The organism is Dysgonomonas sp. PH5-45, from assembly GCF_029893235.1.
In the GTDB taxonomy this organism is placed as follows: Bacteria; Bacteroidota; Bacteroidia; order Bacteroidales; family Dysgonomonadaceae; genus UBA1309.
Genome location: NZ_JARXWE010000033.1, coordinates 1 through 23951 on the forward strand (window position 1 = coordinate 1; position 23951 = coordinate 23951).

Annotated in this window: 20 protein-coding genes, 3 tRNA genes and 1 pseudogene; 14 read left to right on the forward strand and 10 right to left on the reverse strand. The window is 41.9% G+C overall.

Features of this window, described 5'->3' with window-relative positions; translation table 11 throughout:
* Positions 1–14: 14 nt before the first annotated feature.
* The 4 genes from M2132_RS10390 to M2132_RS10405 all read right to left on the reverse strand — a co-directional run bounded on the left by M2132_RS10390 (position 15) and on the right by M2132_RS10405 (position 1251).
* Positions 15–623 carry a hypothetical protein gene (locus M2132_RS10390; protein WP_280673327.1) on the reverse strand — a complete coding sequence of 203 codons (609 nt, stop codon included), beginning with the start codon at positions 621–623 and terminating at the stop codon, positions 15–17.
* 2 nt (positions 624–625) lie between these two features.
* Complete coding sequence (locus tag M2132_RS12135) at positions 626–955, reverse strand: hypothetical protein (RefSeq protein ID WP_407932421.1); 330 nt, start codon at positions 953–955, stop codon at positions 626–628.
* A gap of 110 nt (positions 956–1065) precedes the next feature.
* A tRNA-Asn gene (locus M2132_RS10400) sits at positions 1066–1139 on the reverse strand.
* A 38-nt stretch (positions 1140–1177) separates the two neighbouring features.
* Positions 1178–1251: transfer RNA gene (locus M2132_RS10405), tRNA-Asn, on the reverse strand.
* Positions 1252–1338: 87 nt separating this feature from the next.
* Here M2132_RS10405 and M2132_RS10410 point away from each other — a divergent pair.
* The 10 genes from M2132_RS10410 to M2132_RS10455 all read left to right on the forward strand — a co-directional run bounded on the left by M2132_RS10410 (position 1339) and on the right by M2132_RS10455 (position 12651).
* On the forward strand, positions 1339–2322 hold the full coding sequence (locus M2132_RS10410) for an adenosine kinase (protein WP_280673333.1): 984 nt from the start codon (positions 1339–1341) through the stop codon (positions 2320–2322).
* On the forward strand, positions 2319–3671 hold the full coding sequence (gene lpdA / locus M2132_RS10415) for a dihydrolipoyl dehydrogenase (RefSeq protein WP_280673325.1): 1353 nt from the start codon (positions 2319–2321) through the stop codon (positions 3669–3671). The genes M2132_RS10410 and lpdA overlap by 4 nt, the downstream gene beginning before the upstream one ends.
* Positions 3672–3777: 106 nt before the next feature.
* Positions 3778–4209: a dUTP diphosphatase gene (dut, locus tag M2132_RS10420; RefSeq protein ID WP_280673331.1), complete on the forward strand. Its 432-nt coding sequence runs from the start codon at positions 3778–3780 to the stop codon at positions 4207–4209.
* A 10-nt stretch (positions 4210–4219) separates the two neighbouring features.
* Entirely contained in the window at positions 4220–6007 is a 1788-nt protein-coding gene (locus tag M2132_RS10425) for a tetratricopeptide repeat protein (protein ID WP_280673323.1), read from the forward strand.
* 37 nt (positions 6008–6044) lie between these two features.
* On the forward strand, positions 6045–6881 hold the full coding sequence (locus M2132_RS10430) for a DUF4292 domain-containing protein (RefSeq protein ID WP_280673321.1): 837 nt from the start codon (positions 6045–6047) through the stop codon (positions 6879–6881).
* A 2-nt stretch (positions 6882–6883) separates the two neighbouring features.
* Complete coding sequence (locus tag M2132_RS10435; protein ID WP_280673319.1) at positions 6884–8191, forward strand: murein hydrolase activator EnvC; 1308 nt, start codon at positions 6884–6886, stop codon at positions 8189–8191.
* Positions 8192–8210: 19 nt separating this feature from the next.
* The gene (locus M2132_RS10440; RefSeq protein ID WP_280673317.1) at positions 8211–9107 is read left to right on the forward strand and encodes a WxcM-like domain-containing protein; all 897 of its coding nucleotides are present in this window, start codon (positions 8211–8213) and stop codon (positions 9105–9107) included.
* Positions 9088–10023, forward strand: a complete 936-nt coding sequence (locus tag M2132_RS10445) for a GNAT family N-acetyltransferase (RefSeq protein ID WP_280673315.1) — start codon at positions 9088–9090, stop codon at positions 10021–10023. Before M2132_RS10440 ends, M2132_RS10445 begins: the two co-directional genes overlap by 20 nt.
* Before the next feature lie 95 nt (positions 10024–10118).
* Complete coding sequence (locus tag M2132_RS10450) at positions 10119–11216, forward strand: DegT/DnrJ/EryC1/StrS aminotransferase family protein (RefSeq protein WP_280673313.1); 1098 nt, start codon at positions 10119–10121, stop codon at positions 11214–11216.
* 268 nt (positions 11217–11484) lie between these two features.
* A complete protein-coding gene (locus M2132_RS10455; RefSeq protein ID WP_280673311.1) occupies positions 11485–12651 on the forward strand; it encodes a retron St85 family RNA-directed DNA polymerase in 1167 nt (388 codons plus the stop codon).
* 23 nt (positions 12652–12674) lie between these two features.
* Here the strand turns inward: M2132_RS10455 and M2132_RS10460 are convergent, their stop codons facing one another.
* From M2132_RS10460 to M2132_RS10470, 3 genes and pseudogenes are all read right to left on the reverse strand, one after another.
* Positions 12675–13409 (reverse strand): acyltransferase family protein, encoded by a 735-nt coding sequence (locus M2132_RS10460; protein WP_348523154.1) that lies wholly within the window; start codon positions 13407–13409, stop codon positions 12675–12677.
* A 297-nt stretch (positions 13410–13706) separates the two neighbouring features.
* Positions 13707–13982, reverse strand: a complete 276-nt coding sequence (locus M2132_RS10465; RefSeq protein ID WP_280673309.1) for a hypothetical protein — start codon at positions 13980–13982, stop codon at positions 13707–13709.
* A gap of 387 nt (positions 13983–14369) precedes the next feature.
* A pseudogene (locus M2132_RS10470) lies at positions 14370–14684 on the reverse strand (ISAs1 family transposase); the annotation flags it as partial.
* 119 nt (positions 14685–14803) lie between these two features.
* On the opposite strand from M2132_RS10470, the gene M2132_RS10475 reads away from it, so the two are divergent.
* A complete protein-coding gene (locus M2132_RS10475) occupies positions 14804–15148 on the forward strand; it encodes a transposase family protein (RefSeq protein WP_280673306.1) in 345 nt (114 codons plus the stop codon).
* 188 nt (positions 15149–15336) lie between these two features.
* Here the strand turns inward: M2132_RS10475 and M2132_RS10480 are convergent, their stop codons facing one another.
* From M2132_RS10480 to upp, 3 genes are all read right to left on the reverse strand, one after another.
* Entirely contained in the window at positions 15337–16557 is a 1221-nt protein-coding gene (locus tag M2132_RS10480) for a DUF6051 family protein (protein WP_280673305.1), read from the reverse strand.
* A gap of 9 nt (positions 16558–16566) precedes the next feature.
* Entirely contained in the window at positions 16567–17832 is a 1266-nt protein-coding gene (locus M2132_RS10485; protein WP_280673304.1) for a DUF2851 family protein, read from the reverse strand.
* A gap of 71 nt (positions 17833–17903) precedes the next feature.
* Positions 17904–18563, reverse strand: a complete 660-nt coding sequence (gene upp / locus M2132_RS10490) for a uracil phosphoribosyltransferase (protein ID WP_280673303.1) — start codon at positions 18561–18563, stop codon at positions 17904–17906.
* Between the two features lie 175 nt (positions 18564–18738).
* Between upp and M2132_RS10495 the strand changes: the two genes are divergently transcribed.
* From M2132_RS10495 to M2132_RS10505, 3 genes are all read left to right on the forward strand, one after another.
* Positions 18739–19101 (forward strand): arsenate reductase family protein, encoded by a 363-nt coding sequence (locus tag M2132_RS10495; RefSeq protein WP_280673302.1) that lies wholly within the window; start codon positions 18739–18741, stop codon positions 19099–19101.
* 32 nt (positions 19102–19133) lie between these two features.
* Positions 19134–23606: a translocation/assembly module TamB domain-containing protein gene (locus tag M2132_RS10500; protein ID WP_280673301.1), complete on the forward strand. Its 4473-nt coding sequence runs from the start codon at positions 19134–19136 to the stop codon at positions 23604–23606.
* Between the two features lie 82 nt (positions 23607–23688).
* Positions 23689–23770: transfer RNA gene (locus tag M2132_RS10505), tRNA-Leu, on the forward strand.
* Positions 23771–23951: the final 181 nt, after the last annotated feature.

The window sequence follows — 23951 nt, forward strand, 5'->3', positions numbered from 1 at the left end:
CACTATAACTTTGCTTAAAACCCGTAACCGACCGACAGCTTCAACCCCACCTGCCAGAAATCCATGTAACGCTTTGATGACAGGTTATTGATTTGCGCATATGGGTTTACGGTCACTGCCATATTGTTTTTGAACTGATATTCCGCCCCCAAGCCTACATGTAGCCCGAAAATATTATTGTCGTAATCGAAATATCCTTGTTCTACATCCGACAGCCGGAAATTGAAGATACCACCTCCCGTAGCAAAGAAATGCTTGCTCAATTTATACTTTATATTCAGTGGGATAGATACAATTTTTAACTTCTGTTTATATATCTGCTCCGGTACTTCGGGATGGAAAAAAGTTTTTACCTCAAAACGATATTGCGTAAAAGCTATTCCCGAACCAAGATACAGATTAGGGATGAAGTAATTGCGCATATATTCGAACGCAAAGCTGAAAAAGGGTTTTTCTTCGTACACACCTCCTCCGTAAACATCGCTGTTGTGAGAATAGATTGCCGCACTGAACGGGCTGGGAGGAGTGAAGCCGAAAGTCAGATAATTTTTCTTCGGCACTTGAGCATAAATTGATATTTGTGTACAGATAAGAAAAATAATAAACAGCCCTGTTTTCTTCATACTTACTTTGTTGTTTTGTGTGCAGGCTTACTGTCTTTGTCCGAGAAGTCGACTGGTTTAACTTGTTTCATCAACCGTTGTATCTTGGCTTGCCGTTTCAGTATATAAGCCGGAGGTTTTGCCGAATTGAAGCGTATAGGATTGGGCAGGGTTGCTGCAATGAGAGCACATTGGCCGGATGAAAGGTCTTTTGCCGGTTTATGGAAATGATCCAGGTTGTTTTTCTCTTCAAGATAAATCTTGATTTGAGTATTGGTGTCTTCTACTTTTATGATAGAGAAGTAATCTAATAAACCTGAAGGTAAAAAGTAGTTATAACCATCTTGAAGCATAGCTTTTTTATGCCAAAGATATATTTTTTTCTAAATTTACACCCTCAAATTTTTACTTTGATCCAAAAAAACAGCCACTTACATTGCATTGCAAGTGGCTGTTTTTCTTGCTCTTCCTCTTGGACTTGAACCAAGGACCCTCTGATTAACAGTCAGATGCTCTAACCGACTGAGCTAAGGAAGAGTATTACAAAATGAACTCCTAAAAACTTGATAGCTTTGCTCTTCCTCTTGGACTTGAACCAAGGACCCTCTGATTAACAGTCAGATGCTCTAACCGACTGAGCTAAGGAAGAGTGTTTACTTTCTTGTGTTTTAAAAGTGAGGCAAAAGTAGGGTATATTTCCGAATTATGCAATATCTTTGCGCCAAAAATATAAAAAATAATGAAAGTATTAGGAATGGGCAACGCCCTTGTCGATGTTTTAGTGAAAATAAACGACGATGAAGTATTAGAAAGGATGAATCTGCCAAAAGGCAGTATGCAACTGATAGATAAAGAAAAAAAGAATCAGCTTGATACAGCTATCGCCAATCTCGAAAAACATATCGCATCGGGTGGTTCGGCCTCTAATACTATTTCGGGAATCTCGCAGCTTGGAGTAAAAACCGGATTTTTAGGGAAAATAGGTGACGATTTCTACGGGAACTACTATCGGGAAGACCTCGAAAAACACGGTGTGAAGCCGCATCTTATCCTCTCGGACGAGGCTTCGGGTATTGCTACTACTTTCATATCGACCGATGGAGAACGCACTTTCGGAACTTTTTTGGGTGTTGCAGCCGAACTTTGTGCCGAAAATCTGAAAGCCGAATACTTTGCAGGGTATGATTTTTTCTATATAGAAGGATACTTGGTGCAAAACCTCGACCTTATCCGCACAGCTATGCAGATGGCAAAACAAGCCGGGGCAAAAGTAGTGCTCGATTTGGCAAGCTATAACGTGGTGGAAGAAAACCGTGATTTTCTGCTCGAGGTCATTCCTCAATACGTAGATATTATCTTTGCCAACGAAGAAGAGGCAAAAGCTTTTTTCGGTACAGATGCCGAAGATGCACTCAACCGTTTGGCTGAGATTACCGAAATCGCCATCGTGAAAGTAGGTTCTAAGGGTTCGTTCGTAAAACGTGGAAACGAAAAAGCGTTCGTACCTGCCCTCAAGGTAGATAAAGTAGTTGATACAACCGGAGCTGGCGACCTCTATGCCGCAGGCTTTCTTTATGGGTTGATAGAAGGCTTGCCTCTCGATAAATGCGGCAGGATAGGAACCCTCCTTGCCGGAAACGTCATTCAAGTGGTGGGCGCCAAGATTACAGACCAACAATGGAACAATATAAAACATACATTAAAAGAAATACTATTATGATTTACGACGTTGCCATCATCGGAGGCGGACCGGCAGGATACACTGCTGCCGAAAGAGCTTCAGCCGGAGGGTTAAAAACAATTCTGTTCGAAAAAAATGCAATAGGCGGAGTATGCCTTAACGAGGGCTGTATTCCTACAAAAACATTGCTTTATTCGGCAAAAACACTCGATAATATTAAAGGTGCTTCTAAATACGGTGTTTCGGTTGAGGGTGCTCCCTCTTTCGATTTAGGTAAGATTATCAGCCGGAAAAACAAAGTGGTGCGTAAACTCACTGCCGGAATAAAGATGAAACTTACCGCACACGATACCACTATCATACAGGGCGATGCTGCCTTGCTCGGTGAAAACAGCGATAAAAACATCCAAATAAAAAGCGGCGAAGAGGTTTACTCGGCCAAAAAAGTATTGCTTTGCACGGGTTCGGAAACAATCGTTCCTCCAATTCCCGGACTGACCGATTGCGACTTCTGGACATCGAAAGAGGCGCTCGATTGTAAAGAGCTGCCACAGTCGCTTGTCATTATCGGCGGAGGAGTTATCGGTATCGAATTCGCTTCGTTCTTCAACAGTATGGGTACGAAAGTAACCGTTGTGGAAATGATGCCCGAAATTTTGGGGGCAATGGACAAAGAATCGTCGGCCATGCTTCGTGCCGAATATGCCAAGAAAGGGATCGCCTTCCACCTCGAAACAAAGGTTACGGCCGTAGCACCCGATAAGGTAACGATCGAAAAAGACGGTCAGGTTTCGGAAATCGCTGCCGACAGAATCCTGTTGAGCGTAGGCCGCCGTGCCACAACAAAGGACTTAGGCCTTGAAACCCTGAATATAGAAATGCAACGCAACGCGGTTAAGGTAAACGAAGTGATGCAGACATCGCACCCCAACGTATATGCCTGCGGCGACGTTACAGGCTTTTCGCTTTTGGCACACACAGCCGTTCGCGAAGGCGAAGTTGCCATCAACCATATACAGGGCATTGAAGATGCCATGAGCTACAAGGCCATTCCAGGCGTGGTTTATACAAACCCTGAAATCGCAGGAGTTGGCAAAACAGAAGAAGAACTGACCGAAAAAGGCATTCCTTACTCAATATTGAAACTAAACATGGCATTCTCAGGTCGTTTCGTTGCCGAAAACGAAATGGGTAACGGTATCTGCAAACTGGTTGTTGATGCAAACAATACGGTTGTTGGCTGCCACATGTTGGGTAACCCTGCCTCCGAGCTGATTGTTATTGCAGGCATAGCCATCGAAAAAGGATTTACGGTCGATGAATTCCGCAAAATAGTATTCCCCCACCCAACCGTTGGAGAGATTATTCACGAAGACTTGTTTGCCTAAAGGCTCGTATTTTCTAATTAAGTCTAAATTTTTGGCTGTAAATGGCTGTTGTTATAAAGAATTTTCTAACTTCGGAAATTAAAATAATGACGTACAGCAAATGGCTATGAAAGTAAAGATTATCAACAAATCGCATCATCCCCTGCCCGAGTATGCAACCCCATACTCGGCAGGTTTGGATTTGCGGGCAAATATAGAGGAAAGCATTACGCTCAAACCGCTCGAAAGGACTCTCGTCCCCACAGGCCTGTTCATAGAACTGCCCAAGGGATACGAAGCGCAGATAAGGCCACGCAGCGGATTGGCTTTCAAGCACGGGCTGACCGTGTTGAACACACCGGGCACAATCGATGCCGACTACCGGGGCGAGATAAAGGTGATATTGGTAAACCTGTCGAACGAAGACTTCACGATACAAGACGGTGAACGTATCTGCCAGATGGTTGTTGCCGCCCATGCTCAGGTTGAATGGGAAGAGACTGACAACATCGGACAAACAGACCGTGGCGCCGGAGGTTTTGGCCACACCGGGAAATAACACCCCGCTTATGCAAAATATCAGATCAATCCTGTTCGTTACTTTCTTTCTGCTTGTGGCAGGAACGGGCATGGTGTTCCCTCAAAAGCAAAAAAACGGAAAGAAAGCACAGACAACAGAATCCTCCCCGCAAAGGATGATTTTGGCGGACGACGAAAAACGGCTTTTCAACTATTACTTCTACGAGGCAATGAATGCGAAAGCCATCGAAAACTACGATTCGATGTTCGACTATCTGAACTATTGCCTGCAAATAGATTCGACCAACGCCAACGTGCTTTACGAAATGGGTAACATCCACAACCTGCTCGGAAATAAAAACCGGGCTTTGGAATTTTACCGCAAAGCCGTCGGTTTCGACAGCGACAATGCCTACTACGCCTCTGCAATGGCCGGCCTTTGTTTGGAGTTGCAACAATATACCGAGGCCATCAGTTTGTACAAAAAAATAATAGCTCAGAACCCCGACAGGATGGATTTATACCTCTATCTCTCGGAGTCATACCGTATGGACGGGGATATACCCAAGGCTATTGAAGCCCTCAACAAATTAGAACAACTGTCGGGCCTCAACGAACGGATCAGTTTACAGAAATTCCAACTCTATTCCGTCATAAACGAAAAAGACAAAGCTTATGCCGAAGTGCAGAAGTATATAGATAAGAACCCAACAGAGATAAACTATCTGCTTTTGTTGGGCGGCCTTTATGTGTACGACAAAAGGTTTAAAGAGGCTGCCGAAGTATATGCCAAAGCAAGGAAGATTGACGAAGACAACCCCTTGCTCATTACCGCCATGGCTAACTACTATGAGCAAACAGGCGACAAAGCAGCCGCCGAGGAAGAACTGCACACAGCCCTGCTGAATCCGGGTATAGATGCCGACACAAAGATAAACATCGTAGCTCAATATCAGCGAACCTTGCAGCAACGCAAAGAAGATACCGAAAAGCTGAATTTACTGCTCGATACGCTGATGACGCAATATCCACAGGAACCCCGCTTCAACCTGATGCTGGGTAACCTGTTGCTCTTGCAAGAAAAGACGGACGAAGCCCGCTTTCAGTTTCAGGTATATGCCGAGTCCGAACCCACCAATCCATACGGATGGGAGCAACTGCTCAAGGCGGTTCCTGCCGACAGTATTGATATGTCGATTCGGATATGCCAAAAAGCCATAGAATATGTACCCGAAGGTTCTTTGTTTCATATTTACTTGGGCGACAACTACGTAGCCAAAGAGCAATACCGCAAGGCTTTGGATGCTTACGAAAGCGGCATTGAGGCTACCGAGCCCGACTCTGACCAGAACATTTATATATTATCCGTATTTTACGGGCAGATAGGGACCGTTTATCACCAGATGGGAAACACCGACAGCACATATCTGTATTACGAAAAGTCGCTCCAATATAACCCCTCCAATATGTTTGTGCTGAACAATTACAGCTACTTCCTGTCGGTGGAACGGAAAAACTTGGACAAGGCCGAAAAAATGAGCGCCATCACCATCAAAGCCAATCCTACCGAACCCACTTATCTCGATACATATGGTTGGATATTGTTTGAGCAGGGCGCCTATCCGATGGCAAAGATTTATCTCGAAAATGCCGTAAAGTATAGCGAAGAAGAAGGCACAACCAGCGCCGAGGTGTACGAGCACTATGGCGACGTACTGTATAAACTCGACGATAAAGAACAAGCCCTCAAATATTGGGAGAAAGCCAAAGCCAAGGGCGATAGCGAATCGAAAACCCTCGACAAGAAAATAGAAACAGGTACATTCGTTACCGAATGAACATTTATTTAATTCTTTACCACAGATTGATTGAAAGATGAACATACTCAACAGAAAATACTTTTTCAGGATTGCCGTCATTGCTTCATGTCTTGTTTTTTTAGCAGGGTGTAAATCGTCAAAAGAAACGTTTAAAACCACCAAAACACTGGTGCGTAAGTCGCACACCGAAATACTCAGGGACGTGCAGACGCATGAACTGAAATACAGAACCATAAACGGAAAAATATCGGTAGAAGTTGCCAAAATAGGAGCCAAAAACGGCCAAAAGATAGGCGGAATTATAAAAATAGACCGTAACAAAGCCATGCAAATATCGTTCCGTGTGCTGGGTATAGAGGGTTTCCGAATGACCCTCACGCCCGATTCGGTATTTGTGATTGACCGTCTGAAGAAAATGTATGCGGCCGAAAGCATCAAAACGATATCCGATAAGTTTAATTTCAACTACTATAACCTGCAAGCCTTGTTTACAAATTCGCTGTTCCTGCCGGGAAAAGCCGAGGTGACGGAAAAAGATTTCAATCTGTTTTTGTCCGACACTTCGTCCGACACCCACCTACTGAAGGTGAAAGACGACAACAATATTTTGTATAACTTTGCTATTGACGGTAACGACCATATTGCCTCAACACTGATTTTTCAGCCTACCACAAAACGGACGGTGCAATGGTCGTATGCCAATTTCGTGGTCAACGGCAAGTATGTATATCCAACACAAATGATATCGAAAATAGAAGTAGATAAAACACGTTTGGATGTAGGCATATCCTTGTCGAAAATGGAGTTCGACAAAAAAGTAAACATCGATTGGTCTGTTCCTAAAAAATATACACAGTCTACAATAAGTGATATAATAAAAGCTCATTTGTAACGATGAAGTACAGGTTGTTTGCCATATTACTTTTTGTTTGTATTTCGGCGTTTCCTCAAACAGCGAAGATAAAATCGCTGCAGAAGCAACGGGAAGAAATGCTCCGCGCAGCCGAAAACTCCGGCAAGCTGTTGCGCGATACAAAAAAGACAACAAACACCCTTTTGGAGCGAATAAGACTTATTACCACACAGATTGCAGCCCGCCAAACGGCAATAACCCTGCTGGGGCAAGAAATAGAACAGATAAACAACGAACAGGAGCAAACACAAAAAGACATTGTAAGGCTCGAAGCTGAACTGAAAACCAAACAAAAAAGTTATGCCAAAGCTATCGACGGAATGTTGCACAAGCGGCAAAAAGAAAATAAACTGCTGTTCATCCTTTCGGGCAAGTCGCTGAGCGAGTCTATCCGCCGTTTTTATTTTCTGAAAGACTATTCCGAATGGCGCAATCAACAGGCCGACGAAATAAAAAAACGGAAAGACGAACTGGCCAGCAAACGAGCGGCTTTAGCAAAATCGAAAGCCAGCAGAATAAGTCTTTTAGGCTTACGCGAAACAGAGCAAAACAACCTGAAAGCTGAAGAAAAAACTCGGGAGAAAGAAGTTTCGGAAGCAAAACAAAAGGAAAAAGAGCTGCAAGCCATTATAAATCAGAAAAACAAGCAAGCTAATGCTCTGAATGCCCAGATAGAGCGTCTTATAGCCGAAGAAGTTGCCCGTCAGGAACGGGAAGCGAAACGCCTTGCCGAAGAAAAGCGCAAAGCCGAAGAGAAAAAACGGTTGGCCGAGCAACAAAAAAATAAAAGTAAGGGGCAAGGTTCCACACCTAAAGAATCTGCATCAGAGCCTACTTATGCAAAGGCAGCCAGTCCAAAGGAAACACAGGAGAGCCTCAAGCTTTCGTCCAACTTCGCATCGAACAGAGGACGATTGCCACGCCCTCTGACGGGCAGCAGCACCATAGTTTCGCATTTCGGAACACAATCCCGTGGAAGAGTGGAAATAAACAACAGTGGTATAGACCTCCAATCGCACGCCGGAGCCGAAGCCCGCTGTGTGTTCGATGGCGAGGTGACGCGCATCATGTCTTTCCCCGGATACAATATCTGTATTATTGTCCGTCACGGTGGTTATTATTCTTTCTATGCCAATGTCGAAAACATATATGTTAGGCAGGGGCAAAAAGTCTCGACCGGGCAATCCTTGGGAAAAGCTTACGTAGACCCCGACATAAATCGCTCGCTTTTACACTTCCAACTGTGGAAAGGTACAAACAAAATGAATCCCGAACCTTGGATCAGATAATACATCAAAAACCGCTATTATGCTTAAAGAAACACTTATACAACTGCCTAAGAAGGAAGACCGCCGGGGAAACCTGTCGTTTCTGGAAGAAGGCATACAGGTTCCTTTCAGCATTGCCCGTACTTATTGGATATATAATATTCCCGGAGGGCAAAAAAGAGGTAGCCATGCCTATAAACATCAGGAAGAAATAATTGTTGCCCTTTCGGGTAGCTTTGACGTTGTTCTGGACGATGGCCTCAACAAAGAGCGCCATCAGCTCAATTGCTCTTATAAGGCTATCTATGTGCCTAATATGACTTGGCGTACGTTAGAGAATTTTTCGACCAACTCCCTGTGCCTTATCATAGCCTCAGCACCATACAAAAAGGAAGATTATATCCGTAACTACAAAGAGTTTCAGAGGCTTGCCCGCGAAGAAGCTCCTTTTCTTCCTATCCGCAACGAATATAGTGAGAGCCATATCGAAGAATCGGAAAAGATGGCTCATCATTCAACCGTATACGATTGTTCTCTGCTCGAACTTCCCGTTATCAAACATAAGGGGGGCAATATTACACCTGTCCATAACTTTACGGACATACCGTTCAAAATAAGCCGTGTATTTTTTGTTTACGATATACCTGCCGGCGAAAAACGCGGTTCGCATGCTCACCGTTATTGCCATCAACTTTTGGTTGCGGCCAGTGGTAGCTTTGAGGTAGACCTCGACGACGGACATCATAAGCGCACCGTTGTTCTGAACAATCCTATGTACGGGTTGTATATACCTCCCGGGGTATGGGCCAGCGAAAAGAACTATTCGTCGGGGGCGGTCTGCCTTGTCCTTACTTCCGACAAGTACGACGAAAGCGAATATATACGCAAATATACCGACTTCGAGAAATTCAGAGCCGATGGAAATAAAAAGATTTAATGCCGAGCACAAATCGCTTTGGGACAGTTTTATTGATGATTCCAGAAACGGAACTTTCCTGCTGAAACGCGATTATATGGAATACCATTCCGACCGTTTTCACGACCATTCTTTGCTTTTTTTTGACGGAGGCAAGCTCTTGGCTCTGTTGCCGGCAAACGCGGTTGACGATACATTCTATTCGCACCAAGGGCTCACTTACGGAAGCTTCGTTTTGGGTATAAAAACCACCTCGGCCATAGTACTCGATATTTTTGCCTGCCTTCTGTCTTACCTGCGGGAAAAAGGATTTAAACAATTGATTTATAAACCCATTCCGCATATTTATCATAAACAACCGGCCGAAGAAGACTTATATGCCCTATTCCGCAATGAAGCAAAGTTGCTTTACCGCAATCTGGCTTGTTGTATCAATATTGCGGCCCCAATCAAGTATTCGCGTATCCGCAAGCGCGCCATTGTCCGTGCCAACGAATCGGGGTTGAATGTCGTAGAAACATCCGAAGCAGGCGCTTTTTGGACCATCCTTGAAGAAAATTTGGGCGAACGATATGGAACAAAACCTGTACATTCGCTCGAAGAGATTTCATGCCTGATAGAGAAATTCTCTTCCCGGATACGGCTCTTTCAATCGGTCGATAATAAAGGGTGCGTTCTTGCCGGAGCCCTCGTTTTCGATATGGAACAGGTTGTACATGTGCAATATACTTCGGCAAATGCCGAGGGGAAAAAGATAGGGGCGCTTGATATTATTTATGACCATTTGCTCACAAACATCTTTCCGGATAAGCGTTTCTTCGATTTCGGGACTTCGAACGAAGAAGGAGGGCGTTACCTTAACGAGAGCCTTATTGCCCAGAAAGAAAGCTTTGGTGGCAGGGGCATTGCCTACGACGGTTATTTGATTGAGTTATGATGCTTCAAGCTAAAAGAAGTAATCCAAGAGATATACTAAACCTTAAAAAAACCCGTTTTTAATACATATTTCTGAAATATTTAAGTACCCCCCCGATGATACAGAACCTCGATTTGAAGAAAGTAAACGCTCGCTATCAGAAACAGATAGACGAAGCCTTATTGCGGGTGTCCCGCTCGGGTTGGTACATACGGGGAGAAGAATGTAAAGCTTTTAATCAAGAATTCGCGTCTTATTGCGGCTCAAAATACTGTGTAGGTGTAGCAAACGGGCTGGATGCCATCCGTCTGATTTTTGAGGCATACATAGAGCTTGGAGTCATTAAACGGGGTGATGAGGTTATTGTTCCCGCAAATACTTATATAGCCAGCATTTTAGCCATTTCGCAAAGTGGGCTGACCCCTATTCTTGTGGAACCTGACATCTGTACATACAATATCGACCCGCATCTGATTGAAGAAAAGATAACCCCCCGCACAAAAGCTATCTTGGCAGTACACCTCTATGGCAACCTGAGTCCGATGGACGAGCTGAACGTTATTGCCCGCAAGCATAATCTTTTGCTGGTAGATGATGCCGCCCAATCGCATGGGGCAATCACTGGAGGCGCACGGGTAGGCAGCTTATGCCATGCTACGGCTTTCAGCTTTTATCCTACAAAAAACCTCGGTGCTATGGGCGATGCCGGTGCTGTAACAACCAACGATTCAGCTTTGGCTGAAGTGGTAAACAACCTTGCGAATTATGGCTCGCACGAAAAGTATGTGAATAAATACAAAGGCTTCAATTCCCGTTTGGACGAACTACAAGCTGCCGTATTGAGGGTTAAACTCCCGTTCTTGGACAAAGACAACAAACTCCGGCAGGATATAGCACTGTATTATCTGGAAAATATCCGCAACCCTAAACTAACGCTCCCCATATTCCGTGAGCAAGAAGAACATGTGTTTCATCAGTTTGTAATACGCACCGAAGATAGAGTCGGCTTACAGCAGTTTATGCTCGAAAACGGAGTGAAAACCGATATCCATTATCCCGTCCCTCCACACAAACAAGAGGCGTATAAAGAGTGGAACAATTTAAGCTTCCCTATAACCGAAAAAATTCACCGCGAAGTACTCAGTATCCCCATTTATGCAGATCTTACAGATATAGAGGTAAAAGAAATAACCCGCTTGCTTAATCTTTGGTGAAACGTAAGGTTAAAATCAACCCCAAAAGCATACTCAGCCACCCGTTTGGAAAAAATGATAAAAAGTTTTATCTCTCAAAAAAAATAATATATCTTCACAGATTAGAGGATGAATAAGATTTAGCAAAAAAGAGGTGTAGTCGCCTCATTGACTCATGCCTTTTCTGAGATTCAGTAATACTTTGATTTATTACCTGAATCTTTCAGATTCTTAGGTATAAATCAAAGTATTACTAAAAGTAAACATTCATCCTCTTTTTATTTAAACGATGAATACAATCTTAGTCATATTTATTATAGCTTTAGGGTTTTGGTTACTTTACAAACTTTTCAACTCAGGAGGTAAAGACAACTATAACAGAAATGCAAGTGACTATAACCGTAGTGCCGATAACTATGATAAAGGAGAAGAGAGGGAAAAGAGTAACAAAAAAGCTATTCTTTCATTTTTACAAAAAAGGAAAAACAATATCGGGGAAAAAGCTAAAAAGCAAAATATTTTCGCCCGTATATTTTCCAAACCTTTGCCTTTCAATGATGAAGCCATAACCTGGTGTGCTAACTTTCTAATTGTTGAAAAAAACACGTTAGTTAATATATTAAGAAACACTTCAAATCATTATACCCATTTCAAGTTGAGTAAAAGAAGTGGTGGTTATCGAACAATATCGGCACCCGATGCCACCTTGCTTAATATCCAAAAAACAATCTATAAACGGATATTATTATCGGTCAATATACATCCTGCAAGTATGGGGTTTCGTCAAAATATATCTGTAGTACATAATGCAAAAGCTCATTTAGGAAATAAGCAGATATTAAAAGTCGATATTGCCGATTTTTTCGGTTCAATAAAAAAGCATAGAATAATAAACGCTTTTGCAAAAATTGGATACCCAACTAATATATCAGAAGTATTGGCTGAATTGTGTATTCTTCAAGGAAAACTTCCTCAAGGTGCAGCAACCAGTCCTACCCTTAGCAATATTATTGCATATGATATGGATGTAAAACTGGTTTCTATTGCTCAGAAAAACAGTCTTATATATACTCGCTATGCAGATGATTTAACTTTCTCCGGAGAAGAAATTTCTTTTGAACAGGTCTTTGCTGAAATTAACAATATAATAAGGAAAGAAAAGTTTGTAATACAAAGAAAAAAGACTCGTTTTCTGACAGAAAAAAAGCGAAAGATTATTACCGGAATCTCTGTTAGTTCGGGTGAAAAAATAACAATTGTTAAAGCTAAAAAAAGAGAAATCAGAAAAACAGTTTATTATATATTGACCAAAGGTTTGGCAGAACATCAACGGTTTATTGGTTCGACCGATCCATCTTATATGAAACGGCTAATGGGTTATCTGAATTTTTGGCTAATGGTGGAGCCGGATAATGAATATGTGAAAAAGTCCATTGAAGCTTTAAAAAAGGTATGAACTATTATCGGCTTAAAGAACAATTATATTGTTTTCAGAATTCTTTGTTGTCGGATTTTTTCTATCTTTTTCTGAACAATTTCATTTAATACAATCGCAAATATTATTGATATAAAAGAAGTTACCATTCCTAATTTGGAATAAGGAACTATGTCTGCCATATGGTTTAATACTAACATATGCGAAATATAAACAGGATAAGAAAGATCTCCAATATACCTATCAAATTTCCACTTTTTTGTTAGTGCAAAGATAAAAGGTAATGCCATAGAGAAAACCAATAAATACAACCAATCTTTTATAATGAAATGATGAAATGCGCTGTCTGGCAGGAAACTAAAGATTGTGGTGAGAAGTAAAATCCCAAACCATATTATTGTTAAGTACTTCTTATCTATTTTTTGAAATTTCTGCAAATATTTATAGCCACGGTAAGCAAGTATACCCACAAGGAAAAAAACTAATTCAGTAGGAAAAAAACGATATGTCCAAGGATCATTTATTAGGCCTAAACCAAACATCAAATATAACCGGAGTAATAAAGAAAGGCATATTAAAGTAACGATATATTTAGTCTTTCGTTTAGCTATAAACGGTACAATGAGATAAAACATTAATTCAATTCCGATTGTCCAAGCCTGTGGAACAAGTAAAAACTGATATAATGGTTGACTCACATCTCTAAAATTTGTTGTAAAAAAGAAGTTTCCTGTTGTTGCATCAAGTCCCAAAAACATTACGATATCCTGAAAGAACATAAATACATTCGTGAATATCAAAAACAAAAAGCCACTTACACCTATGGAGTCATAGTTTTCAACAAGCGAATGCAAAGGCCCGGGATGTGTAGTTATAAAAACAGAATCATTAGTGTCCCATTAAAATTTCGATTAACTCTTATATGCTTCTGAATACCATTAAATTACAATCAATATAAAAGTAAACGGACTTGGATTTGTAATTCGTACTTAAATGTAAAAATTAAATATTTCTATTTTGTAAAATCCTATAATTCAGCATTATCGATAAATCAAATTTATTCAATTATTAGCAGATTAATTTTTATGGGACACTAGTGAAACAGAATACAATATAACTACAAGTAGAATTGCCCAATATATAGGGTATAGGCGTAAAAAACGATTGCTGATAAATAGTTTATATGAGCCTTTACCTACATACTTTTCAGTCAAAATCATAGCCATATAAAAGCCTGAAATGATATAAAATGCTTGTACAGCAACAGCTCCTCCCACCAAACGACAACCAAAAATAGCTGTCGAATGATTTATCACAACCGATATTGCTAATAATAATCTTATAATTCCCATTTCTCGGAGTATTTGTCAACTAAAACAATTACAAACATCACTGTTTGAATAATAATTTTCTGCGATAGAAAAAAAAGTTCCCAAAATATAAACTGTCATTTTTGTTATAAACACCTTATCTAAAGGCTATTAGTTGACGTTAATGCTGAAAATGTAATCGAAACAAATATTGTTATAATTGCCATGAAAATTTATTGGGAATAGTCAATGTTTCAGTTTTGTGCTAAAAATTAAATCAGATAATCATTTTTGATATTCCGATTTTGTGGAATAATTTTGTCTTCGTTCTCTTCCTTTTTTTTAAAATTAATTGCACAAAGGTATGATTTTATTTTCAATTAGCAATTAATGCATATTATTCGCACAGGGCAAACGCATGAAAATTGTTTAATCAGGTTCTAAGTTAAGTAAATCTCTGAGGCATTTATCAGACCATCCTCCCATCTTTCGTTTTGTTTTGACAGATGGTTGTTTCTTTTTATTGGGTCTGGGTGTATATTTTTTAAGCATTGTCAAAGCAGTCTTGAATACCACCGAGAAGTTTTCAGGAGAGTTCTTCAGTCTTTTTCTCGAAGCGTCTTCTCCCATTGTTACATCTAACATCCAATGTAATTTATTCTCTATACCCCAATGTTGGCGAACCCATGAGTTCAGGCTTTTAGCATCTGCCCGGAGACTTGAAATGTAATAACGGGTCATTGCTCTTCTTGTATCTGTTTGGTTTTATCATAGCGTTCTGAAATAATTTTAACCAATAGAGTTTATATTTAATAGTTTATTAAAGCGTTCTTTTACATACCTTTGTGATTTACTAATCACAAATGAAATACGACAAGATTCGAAAAAATCCGAAGCAATTATTATCATTAACAGGTTTTAGCCTATCAGAATTTGAAGCATTTTTGCCAACCTTTCAGTATCATTGGGAAGAGTATCATTCTCATTATACTTTAAAAGGAAAACCCCGCATACGTGTTTCTTATGGAAGAAAGAGCAGCCAATTACCCTGTATAACAGATAAATTGTTGTTTATTCTATCTTATATGAAGAATAATCCGCTACAAGATTATCATGCCACGATGTTTGATATGACTCAACCCCAATGCAATGAATGGATACACCGTTTGTCTGATTTAACTATAATTTTAGAATTTCAAATTCACTGATATCTAATTATATATAACTTTATTGAATATAATGTCTATTAAGTAAAGACAAAACAACAGAGACAAGAATAGAGAGGGTAATCGGGGGAATAACGGTTACCCTCTTGATTTTGTAGAGGAAACGATAAACAAAATTTCTTGAATTCGAAACTTATTTCTCTTTTTCCCAGTTCTGATATACCCGGTTTTTATCTGAAAAAATCGGATATCAGATCGAAGGTTTGTCTGAAAGCGGCATCCACCTTGTCCTCCATATTTTTTATCGCAGGGAAAGGGTCTTCGTGCTTATACTTATAGTCGTAATCGAGCACATCTACTCTGATTGGTATATCTCGGCACGACCCCTGCAAAGTGTTTATCACCTCATAGGCCGGCACTATCGAATCTGAGGCCAAAGTTATGGCATAAATGCGGTGCGCCATAGCTCTGAATTTTTCTTCACGGTAGTGGGTAAACACTTTATAGTCGAGCATGCTGCGGAAGTTTATACCCTCCGGATAGCTTTCGCTCAGGTATTTGGCAAGCAGCTTATCGCGCTTCATGTGGCTTTCTATATGTTCCACCACATACGAATACAGGCTTACGTTTGCCTCGCTATCGAGTATGAATTTTGATACGGGCGACAACCGGTTGAAAACCGCACCGCCGCAGTAAGAAACAAATTGCGAATCGGAGAAATAACCATTCTGGTTTGTCATCATCAGTATCTCGGACAGTAAACTGCCTATTGAGTACGAAAACAGGTCGATGCTTGCATCGGCTTCGATATGCGGATGTTGCCCCGCTTTGATGTGTTTAACTAAATCAATAACATCGTAATATGCCTGCAAGCCCGACCAAATGAACCGTTGCGGCTTATTGTGCAAACGGGTGCTTATGGCCACGTTCGACAGGCTTGAACATATAACATTGGGATGCCGTTCTTTGCGCTGCTGGCTTATGTTATACATTTCACGAGTGTCGCTCCAAGCAGCAGGCGCCCTGTTCATATGGAAAGCTATGGGGAACATAACGATTGTCTTCCCCGTTTTTTCGAGCAGGTATTTTGCCCAAGGCAGGTACTTTATCCAATATTTTTCGTTAAACCCATGAAACATCAGGATAATACCTTTGGCCTTTGGCTGACCTTTAGGCGATAAAGTGTGGTAACGAAATTCGAGATTCTCCAAAATTTCGGCGTCAGTCTTGTCGAGCATTTCCTGTATTATATCAGGCTCGTACTCAACGTCGCTCACATCCGAAGGGGTGTATTCATAACCATCTTTATTTTCGTCACCTCCGGGAAGCAGGAACCGGTATTTCGATTCGAAACTGTAATTGCGCATCACAGTATCGGCGTCCACATCAATAACTTCGTTGTTGTAGTTTTCGATGCTCTTAAAATGATTATAAGTTTCTAAATATTTCATTTCCGTTATCTATTTTTCCGTAAGAATCTGGTAACCTATCCGGCAAAACAAACACTTACGTTTCTGACAATATTCCCTCTTGAGTTGTATCACTGCTTGCGATTGGCCTGCGTTACTTACCTTCAGCCCATATTGGGTAAACGAACGAACGATAGAGTTCGACTCGGCTTTGATGGTATCCAGAAACATGAAAGCTCTTTCGCAAAGTTCGTCGTTGCCTGTATGTTTTCCGTACGAAAAAAGGATTGGCACCACAGCGTTTATTATTATCACATCGAGCGAGGCATCGCCTATAAATTTACTTTTGCGGGGCGATGGCTCTCCAAAGCAATAGTGTGTTTGCCAATACTCGGAGGCGTTTTCGTGCAACATCAGGCGAATTTTCCCAACATCCCCACATTCCGCTATTTTAGAAAACAACCTGTCTTCCTTAAACAAGAGCATTGCCAGCTGGGCTATCCGTATGTGCGGACTACTGCCCGGGCGCATCCGCAATTTCTTGAATATATATGATTCTAACGGCGAAAGTGAGTATTTATTTTTCAGTAGCCCATATTCATTTTTTAGTTTTCGGGAATAATCGTCGTCTTTGATGTCATCGCCAAGCATACCTGCCTGTCCAAACATGAGGGCTTCTATTTGTTCTATATCGTTCCGTTGTTTTTGCAAGGCAATAAAAGGAAGGCTCAAAGCCAGCTGTTCAAAGGAGTCGGAGTTCAGCCCAAAACCAAAGCTACGGGCAAGGAGAACGTAGAATACTTCGTCCCACGAATTGTTGAACCGTGTCAAGAGCCGTTCTATATCGCTGGCTTTACGTTCAAGTCTTTCTACGAGCAGCGTATTTATCCATCCAGACAGATGAACATCGGGCATGGAATTGATGTAATTGCAGCAAGGCATTTGCTCGTGGGCATACAAAAGATATTCGATGTTTTCTTTTATGTGTTTAGGGCAGGATATCTGGCACTGGATAAGTTTTTGCCCCGATTCGGTATAAACATCTTCATTGGCATCCTCTACAACATGCAGAACGACTGAGTTGTAGGTTTTATCCTCATGATGCTTATGTCTCTTCCAGTCGGACGACCGCTTGTGTATCTCCACATTGCCCGCCCATGTTTTATCCCCAAGTTTTATTTTTGCATTAAAAAAATCGGGACCGCCATCGGTATTGTGGATACCGGCGTCTATTACCTCAACCGCTGTGCCATCGGTAGTGCGTAGGTCTTTCTGAAAAAGTTTATGTTTCCAAACGTAATGCAACAATTCCTCCATAATCTCAACTTTGTGGAATTTAAGATGCCCAAATTTAAGATTTTAGAAAATAAAAACCGTCATATAAGTTATTATTCTTTTTCTCCGTAGGCCAAATCGCCGGCATCGCCAAATCCGGGTACAATGTACGAGCTTTTATCGAGCGAAGGATCTATGGCTGCTGTCCATATAGTGGTGGTTGCCGCCGGAAAATTTTCTTTGCAATAATCGATAGCCGGTTGGCTGGCTATGATTGAGGCTATATGAACATGGCGGGGCGTACCCTTGGTAAGCAAGGCGCGATACGACATTTCCATGCTTCCGCCGGTGGCAAGCATTGGGTCGGTGAGGATAAGTATTTTATCGTCCAACCGTGGCGAAGCTATGTATTCGATGTATATGTCGAACGATTCGTGGCCTTTTTCCTTATAACGGCGATAGGCCGATACAAACGAATTTTCGGCGCAATCGAAATAATTAAGGAACCCATGGTGAAACCCTAACCCGGCACGCAATATTGTGCCCAATACAACCTTTTCGTCAGGAATATTAACGGGAGCAAATCCCAAAGGCGTTTTCACCTCTATGGGGTTGTATTGTAGTGTTTTGCTTATTTCGTATGCCATGATTTCTCCGATGCGCTCAATATTACGTCTGAAGCGGAGACGGTCGTTTTGTATGTTAACATCGCGAAGTTCGCGTAAAAAAGTGTTCAGTATAGAGTTTTGTTCCGATAGGTTTATTATTTCCATAAAATAAAGTTAGATTTTGTAACCGTCAAATACGGAGTTTAAAGTAACATATTAATTTTATACCAAACAAAACATTCGGAATCAAGATTTGTTAAATGAAGGTGGTGGCATTCGCCATCGTTACAAGAAATTAATATATATTTGTAGCTGATTGTTGAATATAAAGTTAAAGCTGATGAGCAAAATAGTATTTTTATGTTATGCAAAATGCAGTACTTGCCGTAAGGCTTTTAACTGGCTAAAGAATAACGATATAGAAGTAGTGGCTCGTCCTATTGCGGAGGAAAAGCCAACGGCGGGCGAACTGAAGGAATGGATTGCCAAAAGCGATTTGCCGGTTAGGAAGTTCTTTAATACTTCGGGCAGATTATACAAGGAAAGGAATCTGAAAGATTTGATACCTACCGCCTCGGACGATGAGCTTATTGCCCTTTTGTCATCAGATGGAATGTTGGTAAAACGCCCTCTGCTGATAACACCCGATAAGATTTTGGTAGGGTTCGACGAAAATCGGTGGAGCGATTTTTTTCGCAAATAAAAAAGATAACAGAATAACTCAATCCAAACGCAGTGGAAGAAGAAAAAGAGATAATACCCCAAAGCCAACAACCTGAAGCAGGCAACACTCCGCCTGCCCGCAAGAAAAAGAGTATCCCCAGAAGGATATTCAGGGTTGTTTGTTGCATCATATTGGGGTTTATTGCTCTCAATGTGCTGCTTTATGGGTTATTGTCGATTCCTGCCGTTCAGCAAAAAGTAGCAGACTTTGCTGTTGGCCAGTTGAAAAAGAAACTGAATACCGAAATTTCGCTCAACGAAATACGCCTTTCCCTCTTCAACGAAGTTACCTTGAAGGGACTTTATATTGAAGACCAACAAAAAGATACCCTTGTCTATGCCGGACAATTGGGCGCACGCCTCGACCTCTGGCAACTGATAAGCAACAACGAATTGCTGATTACAGGTATAGACCTCAATGATGCAGCTATCAATGTTTCGGCAAAGACACCCGATTCGCCATTCAATTTTCAGTTCGTAATAGATGCTTTTGCAGGCGATTCGACGGAGACAGACACAACAACATCTTCCTTGAAAATTAATATACAGGATATATCCCTGAAAAACATACGTCTGCGGTATGACATCCTTTCCGAGCCGGATTCGGGGTCGATGTTCAATCCGTCGCATATCCATATATCGGATTTGAATGCCGCGCTGAGCTTGCCGTCAATCGACATGCGAAACTTCAGAGGCGAGATAAAGAACCTTTCATTAAGAGAAAAGTCGGGGCTTGAGGTTAAGAAACTAAAAGCCTATATCCTGTCGGAGGGGGATGAATTTTATACCGACAACCTGCAATTAGTACTTGCCGACTCTAAGTTGACCTTAGATGTTGCCCGTTATAATATGGAAACAGGCGAGTTTAAACTGCAAACCAACAGTTTTTCGGTGTCGCCCAAAGATTTAACGCCCTTTGTTCCCGGCATTGACGCATTAGACCAACAGCTAAAGCTGAAAACCTCAATTTCGGGAAAACTACCACAGATAAGTGCCGACAGTCTTCTGCTGACTTACGGAAACCATACGGTCATTAACATCTCCGGAGGTATTTCAGACATATCGCACTACGATACGGCAGATATGCGCTTGATGATAAACAAACTGCTTATCACCCCCGCCGACATGACAGCCTTTGCACGGATTGGCGACCCGGCCTTTGCGCTGCCCGACATCATACACGAATTGGGCGATATCCGCCTCACGGGTGAATTGTCCGGCCGTTTAGATCAACTAAAAGTTGATGCCGAAGCTGTAACCCGTCTGGGAGCATTGCGTTTGATGGCTAAAGCGAGTACAGACACAACATTCCAGAACTTTGTGGCAGATGCAACTTTGCAGACGCAGAACTTTAACCTTCGCCCCATTGTTGGCGATTCTATGGGTGTAGGCCGCCTTACTGCCGATATGGTAATACATGCCAGCCAAACGCCAAAACAATCTTTGGCCTTAGATGCAAAAGGTATGATCGATGCCTTGGAATATAACGACGAAGTTTTCAGCCATATCCCTTTCACGGCCAACTATTCGGCATCCAGAATAGGGGCATGGATAGATGCCCATACGCAAGTGGGGGCAGTGAAGGGACAAATGGAGATGCTGCCGGGCAAGACATCGAAATATGTTTTTGACCTTATAGTTAAAGACTTAAATGTTAATACATTTTATAAGAATCCTGTGTGGAACGAGCCTGTGTTATCTTTCACCCTGAAAGGCGATTTGCAGGGGACCGACATAAATACCCTTGAGGGAGATATCGTTTTAGACAGCCTGTCGTTGGCCGACCAAGGCTTCCGTTTCGAACCCGGAACAATCACCCTCAAAGCAGGCCCTAATGACGCGGGGCGCTACATAGCTTTCCGCTCGTCGATATGCGATTTGAACCTTAACGGCACATACGACTTCACGACCCTCTACGATGAGATTTCGGACAATATGCACCCTTTCCTTCCCGACTTCTTCGAACTGAGCAAGACAAAGAAAAAGAAGGTAAATAACTTCCGTATCGACGCCTTTATAGATAATACCGAAGAACTGGCAAAGGTGATAGATATGCCTCTCGTTTTGCGCGAAGCTTTGCAAATAAGCGGAGAAGTTAACGCCATCGACAATAAGGTACGGATTGAGGCAAGCGCGCCCGGTTTTGTGTACGGCGGAATGGAAATGGAATCGACATCTCTGTCGTTCCGCTCCGATTCGGTATTTGTGCTGAAAGCATCGACCGATCTGAAACAAGAAAACGATACTTATAAGATTGGAGCCACAATAGGGGCACGCAACGATACACTGCATTCGTTTATATCGCTCAAAAACACAGATGCCGAGTTGCCCATAGATGGACTGTTGAAGGTTTATGCCTCTTTTGACAGAGACGAAAAAAGAAACCTTATATCCACACTGAATATAAGGCCAGCCGATTTTCAGGTCGGTAATCTTACTTTCGAGATCCTCCCTGCTGTTATCCGTAACGAGGGGGAAAGAACGTTTATCCGGAATTTTGGTTTAGCCTTAAACAACCAACGTTATATTGGTGTGGATGGTGTTGTATCAGATCAGAAATCGGACAGCCTACACATCTATTTCGACAAGGCAAAAATAGGTTCTGTGCTCGAAGCCTTTAACGTGAACAACATAAAAGCAACCGTAGATGGCGATGTGGTTCTTTATGGGGTTTTGGGCAATACGGAGCTTTATACAAAAGATTTTGAGGTAAAAGATATTATAGCCTTCAATGATACTATTGGCACAATGCGAATGGAGAGCCGGTGGGATAGTCGCGCCGATGCTGTGAAACTGGACGTCGCGCTCGCAAACGAAAGCAAAGGAACCAAAAGTGTTGTAACCGGATTGGTGTATCCCGAAGCCGATTCGTTGAGGCTGAATGTGAATCTGGATCGCTTGTCTCTGAACTGGATTCAACCTTTTGTGTCGGATATGCTTAATAGGCTGACAGGGTCGCTGAGTGCCGGCTTGAGTATGTCGGGCAAGATGTCGGCTCCGCAGGTTGACGGTTGGTTTGGACTGAACGATGCAGCCTTTGGAGTTCAATATACCAACGTAACGTATCATGTTTCGGATACTATTCGTGTCAGTCCCGATAAAATAGGGTTCGATTATCTTATCATATCGGACGACCTTGGCAATCAGGGGCTCGCCAGTGCTACCGTTACCCATCACAATTTCGAGAATATGAACTACAATCTGCACTTGCAATTGTATAACCTGATGGTGCTGAATACCGAAAGCCGCACCGATAGCCTCTTCTATGGTAAAGTTTTTGCCAATGGGACGGTCGATATAGACGGTAACGACAAAGGCATAGATGTGACGATGAATGTAAGGAACAGCAAAGGTTCGAATCTGAATGTTACTATTCCGCAAACTACGGCATCCGATTATCAGACGGTTGTTTATATCAATACACCCGACGAAGGTACAAAGAAAGAGGTTGTTGAAGATCCTTTACCCCTGAATCTGAAAGTAGCCTTGAATATAGACCCTCAGATATCCTTCTCGGTTGTTGACCCTATATCCGACTACGAAATGCAGATTGTGGGTACCGGGCGGATCGACTTCAAATACGATCTGCAATCGGATCTTATGACCACCTTTGGCGAATATCTGGTAAATAAAGGAATGGTAAAGGTCAGACTTCAGCAGCTTAAAACCTTCGAGTTCCAGATACAGGAAAACAGTAAGCTTATTTTTTCGGGCGACCCCATGAAAACAAGCTTCGATATAGTTGCTTATCGCCGTGTTAAGGCCGATTTGAAAACATTGGATGCCTCATTCTCGACCGATCAAAACACTAAAATGAATGTGGATTGTAAATTGAGCATCAAAGGTAATCTCAATAAAATGGAGCTGGCGTATGATGTTGTTCTGCCTGATGCCCCAGACGATACACAAAAACGGGTGCAAAGTATAATCAGTACAGACGAACAGAAAATCCGTCAATTTGCCTATCTGGTTGCTTTTGGCACGTTCTACTCTACCGAATCGGGTGGTGGCAACATCGGAGACGGACTTCTTACCAGCCTTGCCTCAAGCACCTTGAGTGGAGGTTTGAATGCTATATTCGGCAATGTATTGGGCGACAAATGGCAGATAGGAACCGATATATCATCGTCCGATGCTTCATTCAGCGATGTCGATATGAGCGTCAGCGTTTCTACCAAATTGTTTAACGACAAACTGAAACTTAATACAAACTTGGGTTACAGAACCAGTCATACGAACACAAACCAAAATTCCTTTATCGGCGACTTTGATGTGGAATATGAGTTAACAAGAAACTGGAAGCTAAAAGCATACAATCACCAAAACGAGCAGTATTATCGTCAGGCATCAACCACGCAAGGACTCGGCATTGTTTACACAAAAGAGGCCCGCACGTTGCGTAATATATTCCGCTTTTTCCAGAAACGCAGGCAAAGACGAAGCAGTCAGACCACCGCACCACCTGCTAATGCCGAAAAAAAATAATAAGAAATGGCAAAAAAACGCGAATAATTCTTTTTATTTTCGAAACACTTATTATCTTTGTATCCGCTAACGCAATTCTACCGCGGATGTGGTGTAATTGGTAGCCACGCCAGACTTAGGATCTGGTGCCGAGAGGCGTGGGGGTTCGAGTCCCTTCATCCGCACTGAGAGCGACAAATTGAAGATTTCTTCTTTTTGTCGCTTTTTTTATTTTTTATATTGCACCACGTTTGCACGGATCAATGTAAAAAGGGGTCAGCGGATTTTCCCGGTTGATAAACCTTATCACATATCACGAATATATCCTATCTTTGTGGGCATGAATCCCGAGAAGTTATTAGGAGC

What these genes read in the sequence shown, in the direction of transcription:
- M2132_RS10390 (WP_280673327.1), bottom strand. Translation starts at nt 623, where the DNA reads ATGAAGAAAACAGGGCTGTTTATTATTTTTCTTATCTGTACACAAATA.
- M2132_RS12135 (WP_407932421.1), bottom strand. Translation starts at nt 955, where the DNA reads ATGCTTCAAGATGGTTATAACTACTTTTTACCTTCAGGTTTATTAGAT.
- lpdA (WP_280673325.1), top strand. Translation starts at nt 2,319, where the DNA reads ATGATTTACGACGTTGCCATCATCGGAGGCGGACCGGCAGGATACACT.
- dut (WP_280673331.1), top strand. Translation starts at nt 3,778, where the DNA reads ATGAAAGTAAAGATTATCAACAAATCGCATCATCCCCTGCCCGAGTAT.
- M2132_RS10425 (WP_280673323.1), top strand. Translation starts at nt 4,220, where the DNA reads ATGCAAAATATCAGATCAATCCTGTTCGTTACTTTCTTTCTGCTTGTG.
- M2132_RS10430 (WP_280673321.1), top strand. Translation starts at nt 6,045, where the DNA reads ATGAACATACTCAACAGAAAATACTTTTTCAGGATTGCCGTCATTGCT.
- M2132_RS10435 (WP_280673319.1), top strand. Translation starts at nt 6,884, where the DNA reads ATGAAGTACAGGTTGTTTGCCATATTACTTTTTGTTTGTATTTCGGCG.
- M2132_RS10440 (WP_280673317.1), top strand. Translation starts at nt 8,211, where the DNA reads ATGCTTAAAGAAACACTTATACAACTGCCTAAGAAGGAAGACCGCCGG.
- M2132_RS10445 (WP_280673315.1), top strand. Translation starts at nt 9,088, where the DNA reads ATGGAAATAAAAAGATTTAATGCCGAGCACAAATCGCTTTGGGACAGT.
- M2132_RS10450 (WP_280673313.1), top strand. Translation starts at nt 10,119, where the DNA reads ATGATACAGAACCTCGATTTGAAGAAAGTAAACGCTCGCTATCAGAAA.
- M2132_RS10455 (WP_280673311.1), top strand. Translation starts at nt 11,485, where the DNA reads ATGAATACAATCTTAGTCATATTTATTATAGCTTTAGGGTTTTGGTTA.
- M2132_RS10460 (WP_348523154.1), bottom strand. Translation starts at nt 13,409, where the DNA reads ATGTTCTTTCAGGATATCGTAATGTTTTTGGGACTTGATGCAACAACA.
- M2132_RS10465 (WP_280673309.1), bottom strand. Translation starts at nt 13,982, where the DNA reads ATGGGAATTATAAGATTATTATTAGCAATATCGGTTGTGATAAATCAT.
- M2132_RS10475 (WP_280673306.1), top strand. Translation starts at nt 14,804, where the DNA reads ATGAAATACGACAAGATTCGAAAAAATCCGAAGCAATTATTATCATTA.
- M2132_RS10480 (WP_280673305.1), bottom strand. Translation starts at nt 16,557, where the DNA reads ATGAAATATTTAGAAACTTATAATCATTTTAAGAGCATCGAAAACTAC.
- M2132_RS10485 (WP_280673304.1), bottom strand. Translation starts at nt 17,832, where the DNA reads ATGGAGGAATTGTTGCATTACGTTTGGAAACATAAACTTTTTCAGAAA.
- upp (WP_280673303.1), bottom strand. Translation starts at nt 18,563, where the DNA reads ATGGAAATAATAAACCTATCGGAACAAAACTCTATACTGAACACTTTT.
- M2132_RS10495 (WP_280673302.1), top strand. Translation starts at nt 18,739, where the DNA reads ATGAGCAAAATAGTATTTTTATGTTATGCAAAATGCAGTACTTGCCGT.